Annotated in this window: 19 protein-coding genes; 8 read left to right on the top strand and 11 right to left on the bottom strand. The window is 71.6% G+C overall.

Features of this window, described 5'->3' with window-relative positions:
• Positions 1–66: 66 nt before the first annotated feature.
• Positions 67–1,722 carry a threonine/serine ThrE exporter family protein gene (locus tag ACWEN3_RS21345; protein ID WP_452973202.1) on the top strand — a complete coding sequence of 552 codons (1,656 nt, stop codon included), beginning with the start codon at positions 67–69 and terminating at the stop codon, positions 1,720–1,722.
• Positions 1,723–1,753: 31 nt separating this feature from the next.
• On the opposite strand, the gene ACWEN3_RS21340 is transcribed toward ACWEN3_RS21345, so the two are convergent.
• Positions 1,754–2,719: a DedA family protein gene (locus ACWEN3_RS21340; protein WP_452973199.1), complete on the bottom strand. Its 966-nt coding sequence runs from the start codon at positions 2,717–2,719 to the stop codon at positions 1,754–1,756.
• A gap of 148 nt (positions 2,720–2,867) precedes the next feature.
• Here ACWEN3_RS21340 and ACWEN3_RS21335 point away from each other — a divergent pair, with 148 nt between their 5' ends.
• Entirely contained in the window at positions 2,868–3,233 is a 366-nt protein-coding gene (locus tag ACWEN3_RS21335; protein WP_452973196.1) for a YbjQ family protein, read from the top strand.
• A 27-nt stretch (positions 3,234–3,260) separates the two neighbouring features.
• On the opposite strand, the gene ACWEN3_RS21330 is transcribed toward ACWEN3_RS21335, so the two are convergent.
• Positions 3,261–4,022 (bottom strand): MerR family transcriptional regulator, encoded by a 762-nt coding sequence (locus ACWEN3_RS21330; protein ID WP_452973193.1) that lies wholly within the window; start codon positions 4,020–4,022, stop codon positions 3,261–3,263.
• 138 nt (positions 4,023–4,160) lie between these two features.
• Between ACWEN3_RS21330 and ACWEN3_RS21325 the strand changes: the two genes are divergently transcribed.
• Positions 4,161–5,567 (top strand): glutamate decarboxylase, encoded by a 1,407-nt coding sequence (locus tag ACWEN3_RS21325; RefSeq protein ID WP_452973190.1) that lies wholly within the window; start codon positions 4,161–4,163, stop codon positions 5,565–5,567.
• A gap of 66 nt (positions 5,568–5,633) precedes the next feature.
• Here the strand turns inward: ACWEN3_RS21325 and ACWEN3_RS21320 are convergent, their stop codons facing one another.
• The 3 genes from ACWEN3_RS21320 to ACWEN3_RS21310 form a co-directional block, all read right to left on the bottom strand.
• Positions 5,634–6,176, bottom strand: a complete 543-nt coding sequence (locus ACWEN3_RS21320) for a DinB family protein (RefSeq protein WP_452973187.1) — start codon at positions 6,174–6,176, stop codon at positions 5,634–5,636.
• A gap of 128 nt (positions 6,177–6,304) precedes the next feature.
• Entirely contained in the window at positions 6,305–7,765 is a 1,461-nt protein-coding gene (locus ACWEN3_RS21315; RefSeq protein WP_452973185.1) for an aldehyde dehydrogenase family protein, read from the bottom strand.
• A gap of 69 nt (positions 7,766–7,834) precedes the next feature.
• Positions 7,835–8,659, bottom strand: a complete 825-nt coding sequence (locus ACWEN3_RS21310; RefSeq protein WP_452973204.1) for a helix-turn-helix domain-containing protein — start codon at positions 8,657–8,659, stop codon at positions 7,835–7,837.
• Positions 8,660–9,025: 366 nt separating this feature from the next.
• Here ACWEN3_RS21310 and ACWEN3_RS21305 point away from each other — a divergent pair, with 366 nt between their 5' ends.
• Entirely contained in the window at positions 9,026–9,535 is a 510-nt protein-coding gene (locus ACWEN3_RS21305) for an ATP-binding protein (protein ID WP_452973182.1), read from the top strand.
• A gap of 99 nt (positions 9,536–9,634) precedes the next feature.
• Here the strand turns inward: ACWEN3_RS21305 and ACWEN3_RS21300 are convergent, their stop codons facing one another.
• From ACWEN3_RS21300 to ACWEN3_RS21285, 4 genes are all read right to left on the bottom strand, one after another.
• Complete coding sequence (locus tag ACWEN3_RS21300; RefSeq protein ID WP_452973179.1) at positions 9,635–9,904, bottom strand: DUF397 domain-containing protein; 270 nt, start codon at positions 9,902–9,904, stop codon at positions 9,635–9,637.
• A gap of 166 nt (positions 9,905–10,070) precedes the next feature.
• Positions 10,071–10,544 (bottom strand): SRPBCC family protein, encoded by a 474-nt coding sequence (locus tag ACWEN3_RS21295; RefSeq protein ID WP_452973176.1) that lies wholly within the window; start codon positions 10,542–10,544, stop codon positions 10,071–10,073.
• Complete coding sequence (locus ACWEN3_RS21290) at positions 10,541–10,888, bottom strand: ArsR/SmtB family transcription factor (protein WP_452973173.1); 348 nt, start codon at positions 10,886–10,888, stop codon at positions 10,541–10,543. The genes ACWEN3_RS21295 and ACWEN3_RS21290 overlap by 4 nt, the downstream gene beginning before the upstream one ends.
• Positions 10,889–10,895: 7 nt before the next feature.
• Positions 10,896–11,270: a VOC family protein gene (locus ACWEN3_RS21285; RefSeq protein WP_452973170.1), complete on the bottom strand. Its 375-nt coding sequence runs from the start codon at positions 11,268–11,270 to the stop codon at positions 10,896–10,898.
• A 227-nt stretch (positions 11,271–11,497) separates the two neighbouring features.
• Here ACWEN3_RS21285 and ACWEN3_RS21280 point away from each other — a divergent pair, with 227 nt between their 5' ends.
• Positions 11,498–12,007 (top strand): hypothetical protein, encoded by a 510-nt coding sequence (locus tag ACWEN3_RS21280; RefSeq protein WP_452973167.1) that lies wholly within the window; start codon positions 11,498–11,500, stop codon positions 12,005–12,007.
• Between the two features lie 171 nt (positions 12,008–12,178).
• A complete protein-coding gene (locus tag ACWEN3_RS21275; protein WP_452973164.1) occupies positions 12,179–12,697 on the top strand; it encodes a DUF4232 domain-containing protein in 519 nt (172 codons plus the stop codon).
• Between the two features lie 3 nt (positions 12,698–12,700).
• On the opposite strand, the gene ACWEN3_RS21270 is transcribed toward ACWEN3_RS21275, so the two are convergent.
• Positions 12,701–13,810 (bottom strand): DUF2786 domain-containing protein, encoded by a 1,110-nt coding sequence (locus tag ACWEN3_RS21270; RefSeq protein ID WP_452973162.1) that lies wholly within the window; start codon positions 13,808–13,810, stop codon positions 12,701–12,703.
• 135 nt (positions 13,811–13,945) lie between these two features.
• On the opposite strand from ACWEN3_RS21270, the gene ACWEN3_RS21265 reads away from it, so the two are divergent.
• Together ACWEN3_RS21265 and ACWEN3_RS21260 are read left to right on the top strand one after the other, a co-directional pair.
• Positions 13,946–14,689: a Clp protease N-terminal domain-containing protein gene (locus ACWEN3_RS21265; RefSeq protein ID WP_452973159.1), complete on the top strand. Its 744-nt coding sequence runs from the start codon at positions 13,946–13,948 to the stop codon at positions 14,687–14,689.
• A gap of 48 nt (positions 14,690–14,737) precedes the next feature.
• Positions 14,738–16,438 (top strand): bifunctional 3'-5' exonuclease/DNA polymerase, encoded by a 1,701-nt coding sequence (locus tag ACWEN3_RS21260; protein ID WP_452973156.1) that lies wholly within the window; start codon positions 14,738–14,740, stop codon positions 16,436–16,438.
• Between the two features lie 18 nt (positions 16,439–16,456).
• Here the strand turns inward: ACWEN3_RS21260 and ACWEN3_RS21255 are convergent.
• On the bottom strand, positions 16,457–18,030 hold a 1,574-nt coding region (locus tag ACWEN3_RS21255; RefSeq protein WP_452973154.1), incomplete at its 5' end, for a tetratricopeptide repeat protein.

The raw sequence follows: 18,030 nt of genomic DNA, 5'->3' as shown, positions 1-18,030 counted from the left end.
CGCCGGTCCGGGTACCCGTGCGCATACTGTGGCAAGCGGAAGGTGTAGTTCAGGGAGCGGTGCGAGGTGACGGAGGCGGAGGACCGCAAGCCCCGGTCGGACGAGGCGCGGTACGACCCGGAGATCACGTCGGAGTTCGCGATCCCCGCGGGTCTCGATCTCCCCAAGGGGAGCGCCGAGCCGGAGACGACCTCCGAGTTCGCGGTGCCGGTCGGACTGGGGACGCCACAGCCGCCGAGTGCGGAGCCGGAGGCGTCGGCGTTCACCACGCCGAGCACGTACAGCGTGAAGAGCGCCCCGGCCACGTTCACGCCGGCCGCCGGGGTGCCGCTGGTCAGCCTGGTCAAGGACGCGCCGTGGCAGGACCGGATGCGCACGATGCTGCGCCTGCCGGTGGCCGAGCGGCCCGCGCCGGAGCCGGTGCAGCGGGTGGAGGAGGGCGGCCCGGCCGTCCCGCGCGTGCTGGACCTGACCCTGCGTATCGGGGAGCTGCTGCTGGCGGGCGGCGAGGGCGCCGAGGACGTGGAGGCCGCGATGTTCGCGGTGTGCCGCTCCTACGGCCTGGACCGCTGCGAGCCGAACGTCACCTTCACCCTGCTGTCGATCTCGCACCAGCCGTCGCTGGTGGAGGACCCGGTGACGGCGTCCCGGACGGTACGGCGGCGGGGCACCGACTACACGCGTCTGGCGGCCGTCTTCCGGCTGGTGGACGACCTGACCGACCCGGAGACCCATGTCTCCCTGGAGGAGGCCTACGGGCGCCTGGCGGAGATCCGCCGCAACCGGCACCCCTACCCCGGCTGGGCGCTGACCCTGGCCGGCGGGCTGCTGGCCGGCGCGGCCTCGATGCTGGTCGGCGGTGACCTGATCGTCTTCTTCGCCGCGGCGATCGGCGCGATGCTCGGCGACCGGCTGGCATGGGTGTGCGCGGGGCGCGGGCTGCCGGAGTTCTACCAGTTCACGGTGGCTGCGATGCCGCCGGCGGCGATCGGGGTGGGCTTCGCGCTGGCGCACGTGGACGTGCGGGCGTCCGCGGTGATCACCGGTGGACTGTTCGCGCTGCTGCCCGGCCGGGCGCTGGTGGCGGGCGTGCAGGACGGGCTGACGGGCTTCTACATCACCGCCTCGGCCCGCCTGCTGGAGGTCATGTACTTCTTCGTGGGCATCGTCACCGGCGTGCTGATCGTCCTGTACTTCGGCGTGAAGGTCGGCGGCAAGCTCAACCCGGAGGCGGCGCTCAGCATCTCGCAGCGGCCCGTGATCCAGATCGTGGCCTCCATGCTGCTGTCGCTGACCTTCGCGGTGCTGCTCCAGCAGGAACGGTCCACCGTGCTCTGGGTGACCCTCAACGGGGGTGTGGCGTGGACGGTGTACGGCGCGATGCACTACGTGGCCGACATCTCGCCGGTGGCGTCGACGGCCGTGGCGGCGGGCCTGGTCGGTCTGTTCGGCCAGTTGCTGTCCCGGTACCGGTTCGCCTCCGCCCTGCCGTACACGACGGCGGCGATCGGACCGCTGCTGCCCGGCTCCGCCACCTACTTCGGGCTGCTGAACATGGCGGAGAACCAGGTGGACAAGGGGCTGGTGTCGCTGGCCAACGCCGCCTCCCTGGCCATGGCCATCGCGATCGGCGTCAACCTGGGGTCGGAGGTCTTCCGGATCTTCCTGCGGGTCGGCTCCGCCGGGAAGCGCCGGGCCGCCAAGCGGACCAGGGGCTTCTGAGCACCCTCCGGCGCCGGACGGCCCCTGCCCCTCAGGGGCGGTAGTTGCCCTGGCTGTGGTCGTACGGGTACTGGTTCGGGTCGAACTGGGGCTGACCGTACTGCTGGTTCGGGTCGTACTGGTTCTGGCCGTACTGCTGGTTCGGGTCGTACTGCTGCTGCGGGTACTGCTGCTCGTAGTACTGGTTGTCGTAGCCGCCCTGGTTCCAGTACTGCTGCTGCTCCTGGTGCTGGGGCTGCTGCTGGTAGGGCTGGTCGTACCGCGGCTCCGACTCGATGCGGCGCAGCCTGGTCGTGGCGTCGTCCATGACCGGCGGCTGCTGGTGGAGGGGCGCCTGAGACTGCTGCGGGGCGCCCTCGGGGGCGTTCTGCCGGGCCTTCTTGTTCTTGCCGCGGGCGCGCAGGTACTCGATGGCGATCGGGACGATCGAGACGAGGACGATCAGGATGAGGATCGCCTCGATGTTGTTCTTGACGAAGGCGTGCTTGCCGAGCCAGGAACCGAGGAGGGTGACGCCCGCGCCCCACAGGGTGCCGCCGATGACGTTGAAGACCAGGAACGAGCGGTACCGCATGCCGCTGACGCCCGCGATGATCGGCGTGAACGTCCGCACGACCGGCACGAAGCGGGCGAGGACCAGGGACTTGGGGCCGTACTTCTCGAAGAACTCGTGCGCCTTGGTGACGTTCTCCTGCTTGAACAGGCGGGAGTCGGGCCGGTTGAACAGGGACGGGCCGACCTTCCTGCCGAACATGAAGCCCGCCTGGTCGCCGAGGACGGCGGCGAGACAGATCAGCGCGATCGCGCCCCACAGCGGGAATTTCAGCTCGTGCGTGGTGATCAGCAGACCGCACGTGAACAGCAGCGAGTCGCCGGGCAGGAAGAACCCGATGAGCAGACCGGACTCGGCGAAGACGACGAGCAGCAGGCCCCAGATGCCGTACGTGTCGAGCAGATAGTTGGGATCGAGCCAGCTCGGGCCTAGGGCGAGTGTCATCACGGGTCCGGGCTCCTGAGAGGGATGAGGGCGGCTACGGTGTCCAAGTAGTACGGCCGCACAAAGCTATCAACGTGATGTGACCGCCCCAGGTTCCCCCGGTGCCCCCAGGATGCGCTGTGGGATGACCGGGAGAAAGCTGTGACTCATGGGACTCGAGGAGTACGGCGGCGGCCAGGGGCCGCAGCCGGACGTACTGGTCGTCACGACGAACGACGTGCCCGGATACCGGGTGCAGCAGGTCATCGGTGAGGTCTTCGGGCTCACCGTGCGCTCCCGGCACCTCGGCAGCCAGATCGGCGCCGGACTGAAGTCGATGATCGGCGGCGAGCTGAGGGGCCTCACGAAGACGCTCGTGCAGACCCGCAACCAGGCCATGGAGCGCCTGGTGGAGCAGGCACGCGCGCGTGGGGCCAACGCGGTGCTCGCGTTCCGCTTCGACGTGACCGAGGCCGCGGACGTCGGCACCGAGGTGTGCGCCTACGGCACGGCGGTGGTCCTGGCCCGGGAGTGACCCCGCGCGCACCCGGACCGGGACCGGTCAGGAGGTGTGGCGGTCGGCGTTGGCGAGGATCGCCGCCCTGAGGTGCTCCGCGAAGCCGGGCCGCAGCCCGTCGTAGTACGCCTTGAAGCGCTCGTCGGACAGGTACATCTCGCCCAGGCAGCGGTGCATCTCGTACGGGCACTCGTAGAACCACCTGCCCATGTGCCGCCGGTGCTCCTCGGCCAGGTCCATGGCCGCCTCGGCCGTCGGCGGCTCGCCGGCGGCCAGCAGGGCCTTGTAGCGCTCCGTCCAGGCGTCGGACTCGGCCTGGATGCGCTTCCAGTCGTCCTTGGTGTAGCGGGCGGCGCGGCGCTGCGACTCGGCGTACGCCTCGGTGCCGCCCCAGCGTGCCTGTGTCTCCTCGGCGTACTGCTCGGGATCGTTCTCCCCGAACACCTCGAACCGCTCCTGCGGCGTCAGGTTGATTCCCATCGTGCGTGCCTCCATGGCGTGTTCCACGGCCGCGGCCATCTTCTGCAGCTTCTCGATCCGGGCGGTCAGCAGTTCGTGCTGGCGGCGCAGGTGCGCGTGCGGGTCCGCGTCCGGGTCGTCGAGCAGCGCCGCGACCTCTTCGAGCGGCAAGCCGAGCTCCCGGTAGAACAGGATCTGCTGGAGCCGGTCGAGGTCGGCGTCGCTGTAGCGCCGGTGGCCGGCGTACGTGCGCTCGCTGGGTACGAGCAGGCCGATCTCGTCGTAGTGGTGCAGGGTGCGCACCGTGACGCCGGCGAACCCCGCGACCTGGCCCACGGAGTAGCTCACTTTCCGCTCCTTGTCGTCGGTACGCCGTCCAGGCTGCGGCCTCACGTCACGTGAGGTGCAAGTCAGGGTGTGAGTCCGGGTCATTCCGGATGTCGGGGCTGTGCCGTCCGCTTATGGTGGCCCAGAGGAGGCACGCCCATGGCCCTGCACAAAGGTCCCGAGAAGCACCAGGAGCGGGTGCTGTCGGTCAACCCGTTCTACGGGGAGGCCAACCCGGTCGGCGGCATGACCGAGGCCCCGCCCACCCACCGGCTCCCGGAATCCCCGCTGTCCCCGTCCACGGCGTACCAGCTGGTGCACGACGAGCTGATGCTGGACGGCAACTCCCGGCTGAACCTGGCCACCTTCGTCACCACCTGGATGGAGCCGCAGGCCGGGGTGCTGATGGCGGAGTGCCGGGACAAGAACATGATCGACAAGGACGAGTACCCGCGCACGGCCGAGCTGGAGCGGCGCTGCGTGGCGATGCTCGCCGATCTGTGGAACGCACCGGATCCGGCGGCCGCCGTGGGCTGTTCGACGACCGGGTCGAGCGAGGCGTGCATGCTCGCCGGGATGGCGCTGAAGCGGCGCTGGATGAAGCGCAACCCCGACCGGTACCCGGCCGCACGGCCCAACCTGGTCATGGGGATCAACGTCCAGGTGTGCTGGGAGAAGTTCTGCAACTTCTGGGAGGTCGAGGCGCGGCTCGTGCCCATGGAGGGCGACCGCTTCCACCTGGACCCGCAGACGGCGGCCGAGATGTGCGACGAGAACACCATCGGCGTCGTCGGCGTCCTCGGCTCGACCTTCGACGGCTCCTACGAGCCGATCGCCGACCTGTGCGCGGCCCTGGACGCCCTCCAGGAGCGCACCGGGCTGGACGTCCCGGTGCACGTGGACGGCGCGTCCGGCGCCATGGTGGCGCCGTTCCTGGACGAGGACCTGGTGTGGGACTTCCGGCTCCCGCGGGTGGCCTCGATCAACACCTCGGGGCACAAGTACGGGCTGGTGTACCCCGGGGTCGGCTGGGCCCTGTGGCGGGACGCCGAGGCGCTGCCCGAGGAGCTGGTCTTCCGGGTCAACTACCTGGGCGGCGACATGCCGACCTTCGCGCTCAACTTCTCGCGGCCCGGCGCCCAGGTGGTGGCGCAGTACTACACGTTCCTGCGGCTGGGCCGCGACGGGTACCGGGCGGTGCAGCAGTCAACGCGGGACGTGGCCACCTCGCTCGCGGAACGGATCGAGGCGCTCGGCGACTTCCGGCTGCTCACGCGCGGCGACCAGTTGCCCGTGTTCGCGTTGACCACGGCCGACGGCGTCACGTCGTACGACGTCTTCGACGTCTCCCGGCGGCTGCGCGAGAGCGGCTGGCTGGTGCCCGCGTACACCTTCCCGGCCAATCGCGAGGACCTGTCCGTGCTGCGGATCGTGTGCCGCAACGGCTTCTCCCACGACCTGGCCGACCTGTTCGTGAACGATCTGACCCGGCTGCTGCCGGAGTTGCGCCGGCAGCCGCATCCGCTCGACCGGGACAAGCAGGCGGCCACCAGCTTCCACCACTAGGAGTGTTCGGGACCCCCCTCGGGCACGCTGTGCCCGGTGACCGAGGGGGTGCCGTACGGCGGCCCGCTATCCGGCCGCCTGCTCCATGGCCACCAGCTCGAACGCGGTCTTCCCGTCCAGGGACTCCCGGATGATGTCCGCGTGACCGGAGTGCCGGGCCGTCTCACGGATGAGGTGCAGACACAGCCAGCGCAGCGAGACGCGGCCCTCCGGCGGGAACCAGGGGTCGGGCGGCAGCGGGAAGGTGTCGTCCAGGCTGGGCGCGGAGCGGATGAACTTCTCCGTCTCCGCGGCGACCTGCTCCCAGTACGCGAGCTGTGAGGCCACCGTCTCCTCGCCGACCAGCTGGAAGGTCTCGTGCCAGTTCGACTCGTCGCGCTTGATCGCCGGCGGCTCCTGCCTGGCGCGGGCGATCCAGCTCTGCTCGACCTCCGCGACATGCTTGAGCAGCCCGGCGAGGGTCAGCTCGCTGGCGCTCGGACGGGTCCGGGCCTGCTCCTCGGTCAGCCCGAGCAGGGCCCGGCGGATCCCGCCGCGCTGCTCCTCGATGAACGCCAGCAGCGCTCCCCGCTCGTCACCGCTCGCCTCGGCGGACACATGCGTGACCATGACGGTCGCCTCTCCTCGGTTCGCCCGGGCGTTTGCCCCGACAAGGACGACGCTACGGGCCCTTTAGGTCAGATCCTGTCCGCTAGGTCCCGCGATCCGCCGGAACCGGCCGGGACTACCGGCCGGGACTAGAAGGGGAACCCGCTCCGGCCGTGCTGCACCGAGATCCACTTGACGGTGGTGAAGGCCTCCAGGGTCGTCTCGCCGTTCAGACGGCCGAGGCCGGAGTGCTTCTCACCGCCGAAGGGCACGATCGGCTCGTCGTGCACGGTGCCGTCGTTCACGTGGAACATGCCGGTGTCGATCCGCTTGGCGAAGGCGACACCGCGCTCGACGTCCCCCGTGTGGACGGCGCCGCTGAGGCCGTAGGGGGTGTCGTTGACGATCCGGACCGCCTCCTCCTCGCCGTCGAACGGGACGAGGAAGACGACCGGGCCGAAGACCTCCTGCCTCAGCAGCGAGGAGTCAGCGGGGACGCCGGTCAGCACGGTGGGCTCCACCAGGTTGTTGCTGACGGCGCCGCGCACCAGGGCCGTGGCGCCCTCGGAGAGCGCCTGATCGACCGCGCCGGAGATCGCGTTGGCCTGCGTGGAGTTGATCACCGGGCCGATGACGGTCTCCGGGTCCCGCGGGTCGCCGACCTTGAGGGTCCTGACCTTGGCGACGAACCGCTCGGTGAACTCGTCGGCGATCGAGCGGTCCACGAGGACCCGGTTGGCGGCCATGCAGACCTGGCCCTGGTGGACGAACCGGCTGAAGACCGCCGCGTCCACCGCGTAGTCGAGGTCCGCGTCGTCCAGCACCACCAGCGCGCTGTTGCCGCCCAGTTCGAGCACCGAGCGCTTGAAGTTCGCGGCGCAGACGGTGGCGACGTGCCGGCCGACGGCGTCGGAACCGGTGAAGGAGATGACCTTCGGGACGGGGTGCTCGATGAAGGCGTCGCCGATCTCGGCGATGTCGGTGACGACCACGTTGAGCAGGCCGCCGGGCAGGCCCGCCTCCTCGAAGATCCTGGCGATCAGGGTGCCGCCGGAGATCGGGGTGTTCTGGTGCGGCTTGAGGACCACGCCGTTGCCGAGCGCGAGGGCGGGCGCCACGGACTTCAGCGACAGCAGGAAGGGGAAGTTGAAGGGGCTGATGACGCCCACGACCCCCACCGGCACCCGGTACACCCGGTTCTCCTTGCCCTCCACCGGGGAGGGCAGGATCTTCCCCTCGGGGCGCAGCGCCAGGTGGATGGACTCGCGCAGGAACTCCTTTGCGAGGTGCAGCTCGAAGCCGGCCTTCACGCGCGTGCCGCCCAGCTCCGTGATGATCAGGTCGGCTATCTCCTGCTCGCGGTCCTCTATCAGCCTCAGCGCGCGCTCGAGGACCGCGCGCCGGGCGTAGGGGTTGGTATCGGCCCACTGCTTCTGGACGCGGGCGGCCGCCCGGTATGCCTGGTCCACCTCGTCGACCGTGGCCACCGTGATCGAGGCCAGCTTCTCGTCGTCGTAGGGGTTGAAGTCGATGACGTCCCAGGAGCCGGTGCCCGGTCGCCACTCACCGTCGATGTACTGCTGGGCCAGGTCGCTGAAGTAGGACGACATGTGATCCCTCAATCGCTAGCGTAGCCAGATCCCGGTCACGGTCTGATCGCACGTCATCGTACTTGCGTATCAAGAGAGTTGAAGGAGACCTCGGAGAAGATCCCGGCTCTCGTCCGGGCCGGGGCTGTCCTGCTGCAGCTCCTTCAGGGCCTGCTCGTACTGGGCGACGTCCTCGCGCTTGTCGAGGTACAGGGCGCTGGTCAGCTGCTCCACGTAGACGACGTCGGACAGGTCGGACTCGGGGAAGCTGAGGATGGTGAAGGCGCCGCTCTCGCCGGAGTGCCCGCCGAAGCCGAACGGCATGATCTGCAGCCGTACGTCGGGCCGCTCGGAGATGTCGATCAGGTGCTGGAGCTGTCCGCGCATCACCGCGCGGTCGCCGTAGGGGCGGCGCAGGGCGGCCTCGTCCAGGACGATGTGGAACTCGGGGGCGTTGTCCGACAGCAGGTACTTCTGGCGCTCCAGGCGCAGCGCGACCCGCCGTTCGACGTCGTCCGCGCTCGCGCCCTTCATGCCGCGCCGGACCACCGCGCGCGCGTACTCCTCGGTCTGGAGCAGGCCGTGCACGAACTGGACCTCGTAGACGCGGATCAGCGAGGCGGCGCCCTCCAGGCCCACATAGGTGGGGAACCAGTTGGGCAGGACGTCGGTGTAACTGTGCCACCAGCCCGCCACGTTGGCCTCGCGGGCGAGGGAGAGCAGCGACTGGCGCTCCGCCTCGTCGGTGATGCCGTACAGCGTCAGCAGGTCTTCCACGTCCCTGGTCTTGAAGCTCACCCGGCCCAGCTCCATCCGGCTGATCTTCGACTCGGAGGCGCGGATCGAGTAGCCCGCCGCCTCGCGCGTGATCCCCCGTGCTTCACGCAGCCGCCTGAGTTGCGAGCCGAGCAGCATCCGCCGCACCACCGATCCGGGCTCTCCCGCGCTCACGTTCGCCAGCCTCCCCAACCGTCTTCAGGTGCCGCAGTCTGCCACTAAAACGCTTCGCGCAGTACTCGTCCGGTTACGGAAACGGAAAGAGGTCGGCCGTTTCCGACGGGTCGGCGCCGTGCAGAGGTCAGGACCTCTGACGGCCACCGCGACCAAGATGGCGGAAAAAATGGCCAAGAAGCGGTACGGGAAGCCCCATTTCGGTCGCGTGCACGTGCATCTGCCCTTGCATCTGCTCTTCGCATCCGAAACCATGGTGCCGCGCCACCGCTGCATCGCAACGACCGCGAATTCCCGGGAGTGCCTCGCATGGGGACGAATGGATCGACCATGCTCAAGCCGTTACGGCAGGGCCTTCCGCCGTTGGATCCCGCGGCCGTGTCCGATGCCGCCTCCTGTGCACTGCCGCCCCGTTACGAGGCGGTGCGCGAGGCACGGCGGTTCACCCGGGGCACCCTGGACCAGTGGGACGTCGACGACCGCTTCGACGACATATGCCTGGTCGTCTCCGAACTCGTCACCAACGCCCTGCGTCACGCCGCCCCGCCCCCGGCCGCCGCCGAGCGGGGGGACTGCCGGCCGGCCGACCCGGGCCGCGCCGACACCCGCCCGTCCGTACGGCTGCATCTGATGCGCTGGACGGAGCGGCTGGTGTGCGCCGTGCGCGACCCGAGCCACGAGACGCCGGCGCCGCGGGACTCGGACGACTTCTCGGCCGAGTCGGGCCGCGGGCTGTTCCTCGTCGACTCCTTCGCGGACAGCTGGGGCTGGCACCCGCTCGCGGGCACCCTCGAGGGCAAGGTCGTCTGGGCCATGTTCCGGCTCCGGACGGCCGACTGAATCGCCGGCGACACCCTTGCACGCCGGGTTTCTACGCGCGTCGCCGCAGGGATACCTGCCGACATCGTTGCCACCCGGCGGGCCCCGCCGCCGGGTTCGTCAGCTTGCGATGAGGTGGTCGAACTCGCCGTCCTTGACGCCGAGGAGCATGGCCTCGATCTCCGCACGCGTATAGACGAGCGCGGGCCCGTCCGGGAAGCGCGAGTTGCGCACGGCGACCTCGCCCCCGGGCAGCCGCGCGAACTCCACGCAGGAGCCCTGCGAGTTGCTGTGCCTGCTCTTCTGCCAGGCCACTCCGTCCAGCTGCGTGGCAGCCATGCCGTTGTACACCTCGTACCCCCCGTACACGCCGTCAACGTCGCGGTCCACAGGTCGCTCCCCGGTGGTGCACTGGCCGGTTGCCATAAGTGCTTGGTCAACTGACCCGGATCATAACCCTGTTCACGTGCAGATGCATGAGCAGATGCACGTGCACGCGCGGTGTTCCCGTGGTTACAGCTTTGACGTGTGCTTTACCTGGCGATGTGCCGACATCTCACGGCAGCCGTTCCAGCGCCTGCCCAAGAGCAGGCAGGACATGCCCTCTCCATCCTCCGCCCATGATCTTGCGCGCCATCAGCTGACCCGGGTCGTCCGGATCGAACCCCTCGTGCACTAGGAACAGACGCGTGCCGCGCCCTTCCTGTTCCAGGGTCCATGTGAGGGTCCAGTCCGCGGGATTGGCGGGATCGGCGTCCGCCCAGCGGAGGGACAGCATCCGCTCCTCGTCGTAGGCCAGGACCTGCACCTCGACGACGCCGGAGAAGCGGGCGTTGGGACGCGGGACGGAGGTCATCCGGTACCGATGGCCGACCTCCAGACGGAAGTCCTCGGCGCCGGGCATCTGCCAGCGGGCGAGCAGTGCCGGCTCGGTCAGGGCCCGCCACACCTTGGCGGGCGGATGGGGGAAGAACTGGTCGACGCGGATCGTGGTGAGGTCGTCCGCGTCGCCGTCAGGCGTGGTGCTCATGACGTTCCATCGTCGGGCATGCGGTCGAGGAGGCCGCCGAGGCCCTTCAGTCGCTCGCGCCAGAACCGCTCGTACGGATGGAGCCAGTCCTGCACGTCCGCGAGCGGGGCCGCCTCCAGGCGGTAGATGCGCTGCCGGCCCGATCGCTGCTCGGAGACCAGGCCGGCCTCCCGGAGCACCTTGAGGTGTTCCGAGAGGCTCGGGCGGCGCATGTCGAAGTGGTCGGCCAGGGCCTGGACGGGCTGCGGCCCGCGCTCGCGCAGCAGCCGCAGCACCTCGCGGCGGGTGGCGTTGGCGAGCGCGGCGAAGACGCGGTCCTCGGCGGCGGTACCCGTCCCGTTCATGGTGCCGTCAGAAGCCTTCCTTCTCCGTCAGCAGCATCAGACCGTTGCCGTCCGGGTCCCGGAAGGAGGCCATCCGGCCCCACGGCAGCTCGTCCGGGCCCTGCACCTCGGTGCCCGCCTCGGCGAGCCGCGCGCAGTCGGCGTCGACATCGGTCGTCACCAACATGATCCCCCGTGCCGAACCGGGCTCGAAATCCCCCATGCCCGGACCGGAGAGCGTGAAGACGGTCTGCGCCCCCGCGGGCGCGACCTGGAGCCAGCGCCCGGGCGGCATCTCCCGGTCGGTGGTGACCTCGAAGCCGAGCACGTCCCGGTAGAAGCGCAGGGCGCGGTCCTGGTCGGCGACGGGGAGGGTGACGAAGGAGGCGTGAGTGATGTTCATGGGCACGACCATAGGTAGGCGATTCCCTACGAGTCAAGCGTAGGAAATTCCCTACGCGTCAGGGTCCGGCTCCGTGGGGACCGGGAGGCCACCCCCGCGTCGCCCCGGGCGCGAGCAGGCTCACAACGGATTCCTGCCTGACGTAAGAGGTCCTCCTGGTAACTGCTGGTAGCTTGCTGCGGGCCGTCCGGCCGAGGGCGGCGGACGCTACAGCTTGGGAGCCTGACGTGACTTCGGCGACTGCTTCGGTCAGTGCATCGGTCCGTTCGAGGGCGCGGGTCGCGGCCCTGACCGCGGGCCTGGTGGGCGCGCTGACGCTGACGGCGTGCAGCGGCGGCGGCACCAAGGAGCACTCCTCGTCCACGCCGAGCGCGAGCGCGGCGCCGTCGTCGACCGCGGCCGCCTCGGGGGTGACCGGCGCCTCGGCCAAAATCCAGGGCAGCTGGCTCACCACGAGCGGCGGCAGGATCGTGGCGCTGGTGATCACCGGGAAGCGGGCGGGGATCTTCGCGACCGGCGGAACCGTGTGCAGCGGCACCGCGGGCGCCGAGGCCGGCATGCAGATGATCCACCTGGCCTGCACCGACGGCAGCAAGGACCGGGCCACCGGCATGGTCGACTCGGTCGACGGCAAGGCCCTGAAGGTGACCTGGTCGGGCAAGGCCGGCAAGGAGACCTACACCAAGGCCGACGGCGGCAGGCTGCCGTCGGGGCTGCCGACTCGTCCGAAGCACTGACGCGGGGCGCGGGGGCGCGCAGCCGCCGGGGGGCGCGAAGGCTGCGAAGCAGCGGCAGCGTGACGCCCGGGGAAGCACCTGAAGCGGTGATTCCTGAGGGGCGCGCGAAACGGCCCGCGCCGCAGACGCCATGATGCTGGAATACCGTCACGACCTCGATGGGACCTGCTCATGCGCGCCATTCCGCTCACCGTCACCGCTCTCGCCGCCGCCCTGCTGCTGACCGCCTGCAACGACGGCAGCAGCAACAAGAGCGGCGGCAAGGACAACTCGGCCTGCGCGATCGGCGGGGTGTCCATGCAGGTGGGGGCGGCGAGCGTGGCCCCGGGCGCCGGTGACACCGGCGAGGTGCCCGTCAGCATCACCAACCAGAGCAAGCCGTGCACCCTGGACCACTTCCCCGGCGTCGCCCTCGTCCAGAAGGGCGCGTCCGCGAAGCTGTCCGCCCAGAAGGGCGCGAAGGCACAGAGGCTGAAGCTCGCCAAGGGCGACTCCGCGACCTTCACGATCACCTATGTGCGCGGCAAGGACGGGGACTCCACGAGCCTCGCGGCCACGGAGTTGCGCATCACCCTGCCGGGCGGCGACACCGCGCAGAGCTTCCCCTGGAAGTACGGCCCGATCGCCGGCCAGGGCGGCCCGTCCGCGGCGAACGCCTCGGTCAGCGCCTTCCAGCAGGTCGGGGACTGAGCCTCACTCCAGCCGCGGGCGCGCTCCGACCTGGGCACGGTCGGCCGCCGCGGCGCCCTCCGTCCAGCCCGCCGCGTCGCTCACCCCGCGCAGCCGGGTCGTGGTGGTCTCGGGGAACATGCGCTCCAGGCGGCCGGTGACGGCTGTCGCGCGCGTGGCCAGCACCGGCAGCAGGTCCCGGGTGACCTGGGTCTCGGCGGCGGCCGCGAGCCGGGCGCCGACGCGGTGGGCGTAGGCCGCGAGGAACGACTGCCGGAAGGTCTTGGTGCGTTTGCGTCCGCCGGCTCTCTGGGCCGCCTCCGCCTTGGTCATCGCGTGCGTGGCCTGCACCAGCAACGAGGTGTGGAGCAGCTCGACCGCCTCCAGGTCCGCCTCGAAGCCGACGACGGTGGAGAAGCCGAGTGGTTCGTTCCACACCGCGCGGCAGTGGTTGGCGGTGGCCACGGCGTCGAGCAGGACCGCCTTGGCCTGCTCGTACGGCGGCTCGACCCCGATCCGGCAGGCCCCGGGCGCGTCCGGAGCGGGCGCCTCGGCGGCGAGCAGCGCCTCGTCGACGCTGTGCCGGGCCATCAGCTCCTGCGCCTTGGCGCTCAGCGCCTCCGCCTCCTCCGGGTAGCCGGTCGCCTCGGCCTTGGCGAGCAGCGCGCGGATGCGGGCGAGCACGCGGGAGGCGGCCAGGGCGGACGCGCGCCGGGACTCCTCCTCCAGGGGCTCCAGGGCGGGCAGGCGCAGCAGCAGGCGGTACAGCTCCAGGACGGCTGTGGCGTGGGAGAAGCGGTCGGCCTCGCGCGCGGGGCCCTCGGGCAGGTCCGCCAGCTGGGCGGTCCAACGGCGTCCGCGCGGACGGTCCCGCCCGGACTGCGCGCGGATCAGCGCGGCGGCCAGGCGCGCGTGCGCCTCCTCCAGCTCGCGCCGCACCAGCCGGACGACATCGGCGGGCTGCCAGCCGCGCTGCCACGCCGTCGCCACGAACTCCTCGCCCCGCCGCGCGAGTTCGGCGTCCGCGGCGGGGTCGGCGGCGAGCAGGGAGGCGCCCGTGTCGAGTCCGGTGTCGGTGTCGTCGTAGAGCGCCGCCCGGAAGGCCCGCTCGACGGTGCTGGCAGTACTGGTCACACCGCCGATCGTGCCATGGCCCACCGACGGCGCCCGAACGTCGTCCACAGCCTGTGGACAACCACCCGCCTCCAACCTCCGAACAGGTGTCAACCGTCGGTTGACAGTGGGGAGGGCGCAACCTACGGTTGACACATGGCGACCAACCCGAACATCACGGCTTCCGTCCGCCTCGACGACCTCATCGAGGCCATCAAGAAGGTTCACACCGAACCCCTCGACCAGCTCCAGGACGCGGTGATCGCCGCCGATCACCTCGACGACGTGGCCGACCACCTGATCGGGCACTTCGTCGACCAGGCCCGCCGCTCGGGCGCCTCCTGGACCGACATCGGCAGGAGCATGGGCGTCACCCGGCAGGCGGCGCAGAAGAGGTTCGTGCCCAAGGAGTCCGCCGACCTCGACGCCAGCCAGGGCTTCAGCCGCTACACCCCCCGCGCCCGCAACGTCGTCGTCGCCTCGCACAACGAGGCCGTGGCGGCCCGCAACCCCGAGGGCCGCCCCGAGCACCTGGTCCTCGGGCTGCTGGCCGAGCCGGAGGGCCTGGCCGCGAAGGCGATCACCGCGCAGGGCGTCCTCCTGGACTCCGTACGGCAGGCCGCGACCGCCGCCCTGCCGCCCGCCGCGGAGGAGGTCCCCGATCTCGTCCCCTACGGCCCCGAGGCCAAGAAGGTCCTGGAACTCACCTTCCGCGAGGCCCTCCGGCTCGGGCACAACTACATCGGCACCGAGCACATCCTGCTGGCCCTGCTGGAGCACGAGAACGGCGAGGGCGTCCTCAGCGGCCTCGGCATCACCAAGGCCGCGGCCGAGGAGTACGTCGGCAAGGTGCTGGCGCTGCTCCTGGAGCAACGCCAGGAATCCGCTCAGGAGGACTGAAACCGCAGGTCACGTCCATTGTCAGTGCCTCCTGCCACACTCGCAGTCATGACCGACCGGTGGGCACTCGCACCGGCCGAGGACGGTGGCGTGGACGTCGCCCCCCTCGGCCCGGACGGGCTGCCCGCCGGGCCGGTGCGGCGGGAGAGCGATCCCGCCGGGGCGGTGCGGAGCCGCCCGGAGGTCACGCGCTGGGTGTGGCGGTCGACCGCCGAGGTCTACCCGCGTCTGCTCGCCACGGGGGTGCGAGTGGAGCGGTGCTACGACGTCGAGGACGCCGAGACACTCCTGCTGGGCCACGAGGGCCGGTACGGCGAGCCACGCTCGGCCGCCGCCGCCCTGGCCCGCCTCCGCGGCGGCCCCGTACCGTCCGACCCGCCGCAGCGCGCGGCCGAACCGGGCGCCCAGTCCCCGCTGTTCGAGCCCACCGGCGCCCGCCTGCCCCTCGCGGACCTGCTCGCGGTCTACGCCGACCAGCAGCGGCGGCACGGCCGGACCGCCCACCCCGACCGGATGCGGCTGCTGACCGCCGCCGAGTCCGCCGGGATGCTGGTGGCGGCCGAGATGAACCACGCCGGCCTGCCCTGGAGCGCCGACGTCCACCGCGGACTGCTGCACGACCTGCTCGGCGAGCGGTACGCGGGCGGGGGCGAGCCGCGCCGCCTCGCCGAGCTGGCCGACCGGGTCTCCGCCGCCTTCGGCCGCCGGGTGCGCCCCGACCTCCCCGCCGACGTGGTCAAGGCCTTCGCGCAGGCCGGGATCAAGGTGCGCTCCACCCGCCGCTGGGAGATCCGGTCCGTCGACCACCCGGCCGTCGAGCCGCTGCTGGAGTACAAGAAGCTGTACCGCATCTGGGTGGCGCACGGCTGGTCCTGGCTGCAGGACTGGGTGCGCGACGGCCGCTTCCGCCCGGAGTTCCAGGCCGGCGGCACGGTCACCGGCCGCTGGGTGACCAACGGCGGCGGCGCCCTGCAGATCCCCAAGGTGATCCGGCGGGCCGTGGTCGCCGACCCCGGCTGGCGGCTGGTGGTGGCCGACGCCGACCAGATGGAGCCGCGCGTCCTGGCCGCGATCTCCCGCGACCCCGGGCTGATGGAGGTCGCCGGCCGGGAGAGCGACCTCTACCAGGCCGTCTCCGACCGGGCCTTCTCCGGCGACCGCGACCAGGCCAAACTGGCGGTGCTCGGCGCGGTCTACGGCCAGACCTCCGGCGACGGCCTGAAGAACCTCGCCGCGCTGCGCCGCCGCTTCCCCAGGGCCGTCGCCTACGTCGACGACGCGGCACGCGCGGGCGAGGAGGGCCGGCTGGTGCGCACCTGGCTGGGCCGCACCTGCCCGCCCGCCGCCGGCACGGCCGAGGACCCGGCGGAGGAGGCGGGCATCCCCGTCGCCGAGGACGACACCGAGGCACCGGCGGACGGCCAGGCCCCCTGGGGCCCCGGCTACGCCTCCACCAACTCCCGCGCCCGGGGCCGCTTCGCACGGAACTTCGTGGTCCAGGGCAGCGCCGCCGACTGGGCCCTGCTGCTGCTCGCCGCACTCCGCCGGACCTGCGCGGACCTGCGGGCGGAGCTGGTCTTCTTCCAGCACGACGAGGTGATCGTGCACTGCCCCGTCGAGGAGGCCGACACCGTCGTCCGGGCCATCCGCGAGTCGGCCGAACTCGCGGGACGGCTCACCTTCGGCGACACACCGGTGCGGTTCCCGTTCACCACGGCGGTGGTCGAGTGCTATGCCGACGCCAAGTAGGCCGGGACGCGCGCCGGTTCAGTCCGTCAGCAGCCCCCGCAGCTCCGCCAGCACCGCCTGCTCGTCCGTGCCGTCCAGCGCCGCGAGCGCCGCGCGCCAGCTCTCGTACGCCTCCGCCCGCCGCCCCTGTTCGAGCAGCAGCAGCCCGTGCTGGTGCCGGGCCAGGCCGCCCATGTAGCGGTCGGCGCGGGCGTCGGCCCGGCGCAGCAGCCTGGCGCACTCGCCGCCCGCCCGCTCGGTCTCCCCCAGCTCGCGCAGCGCGCGGACCAGGCCGAGCCGGGTCTGGGACTCGCCGTGCCAGTCGCCGTGGTCGCCGAGGATGCGCAGGCTCTCCTCGAAGTGCCGGGCGGCGGCGGCCGGTTCGGCCAGGCTGAGGTAGGCGTAGCCGATGTTGCAGTGCGCCGAGTGCTGCACGATGACCGCGCCGATCGCGTCCCCGATCGCCAGCGAGCGCCGGTGCTGCTCGATGGCGGTGCGCGGATCGGTGTGCTCGTAGAGGTTGCCGAGATGGCTGTGGGTGACGGCCTCGCCGTAGGGGTCGTTCAGCTGCCGCGAGTAGGCGAGGCTCTGCCGCAGCGCCTCCCTCGACTCCTCGAACCGGCCGAGCCCCTCCAGCAGCAGCCCGCGGTTGTTCAGACAGCGCCTGATCCGGGAGGCCGCACCGAGCCGCCGCCAGATCTCGAGGGACTGGTCGGTCAGGGCGAGGGCGTCGTTCTGCCGGCCGGTCAGGAAGAGCAGGCCCGCGAGATCGCCGAGCGCGTACGCCTCGGCCGCCGCGTCCCCGAGCCGTCGCGCCGCCCCGAGCGCGGCCCGCCCGAGCACCTCCATCTCGGCGACTCGTCCGCTGCGCTGCGCATACGGGAAGAGCAGCCGCGCGAGCGCCGACAGATGGGCGGCCCCGCGCGGGTCGGCCGTGTCCGCGTTCCGCGCCACCAGGGCGACGACGTTCTCCAGTTCCGTCTCGCCCCAGGCGAAGGCCTGTTCCGCGGACTCGAAGAGCGGCAGGGCAGCCACGTCCGCGGCCAGCTCGGCGGGCTGCGCCGAGGTGGGCCGCCGCCGGTCGTCCTGGTCCAGCCCGGGCTCCACGACCGCCATCAGCACCCGCTCGGCAGCGGCCGCGTACCAACGGAGCGCGGCCAGCTCGGGGCTCGACTCGGCGGTACGGCCGGGCGCGTCGGGTGCGGTGCCGGGCCGGCGCGCTGCGGTACCGGGCGTGGAGCGCGCGGCGAAGACGGCATCGCCCGGAACGGCGCTCCCCGGGTCGCCGGCGGGGCGCGGGCCGGCGGGTCCTGCCGCGGGTCGGGAGGCGGAGCGCGCGTCAGTGGGACCGGTGCCTGCGTGGGCGGCAAAAGGCGCTTCGGGCGGCCGGGTGTCCGCGCCCGGGGCCGGACGCGCGGGGGCCGATCCGGTGTCCGGCCCCGAGGCCGGGTGGACCCCGGCCCGGGTGGCGGGGAAGTCGCCGTGGGTGTCGGCCAGTTCGCGGGCGAAGTCGCGGACCAGGTCGTGGGGGGTGTAGCGGCCGTACGCCGTCTCCTCCAGCAGGGCCACGTCGACCAGGCGGTCCTGCGCCGCCTCGGCCCGGCGCTCGTCGG

This window comes from Streptomyces sp. NPDC004561 (assembly GCF_053602155.1).
The sequence above is the reverse complement of the archived record's forward strand: the minus strand, read 5'-3'. Positions and strand labels throughout refer to the sequence as shown.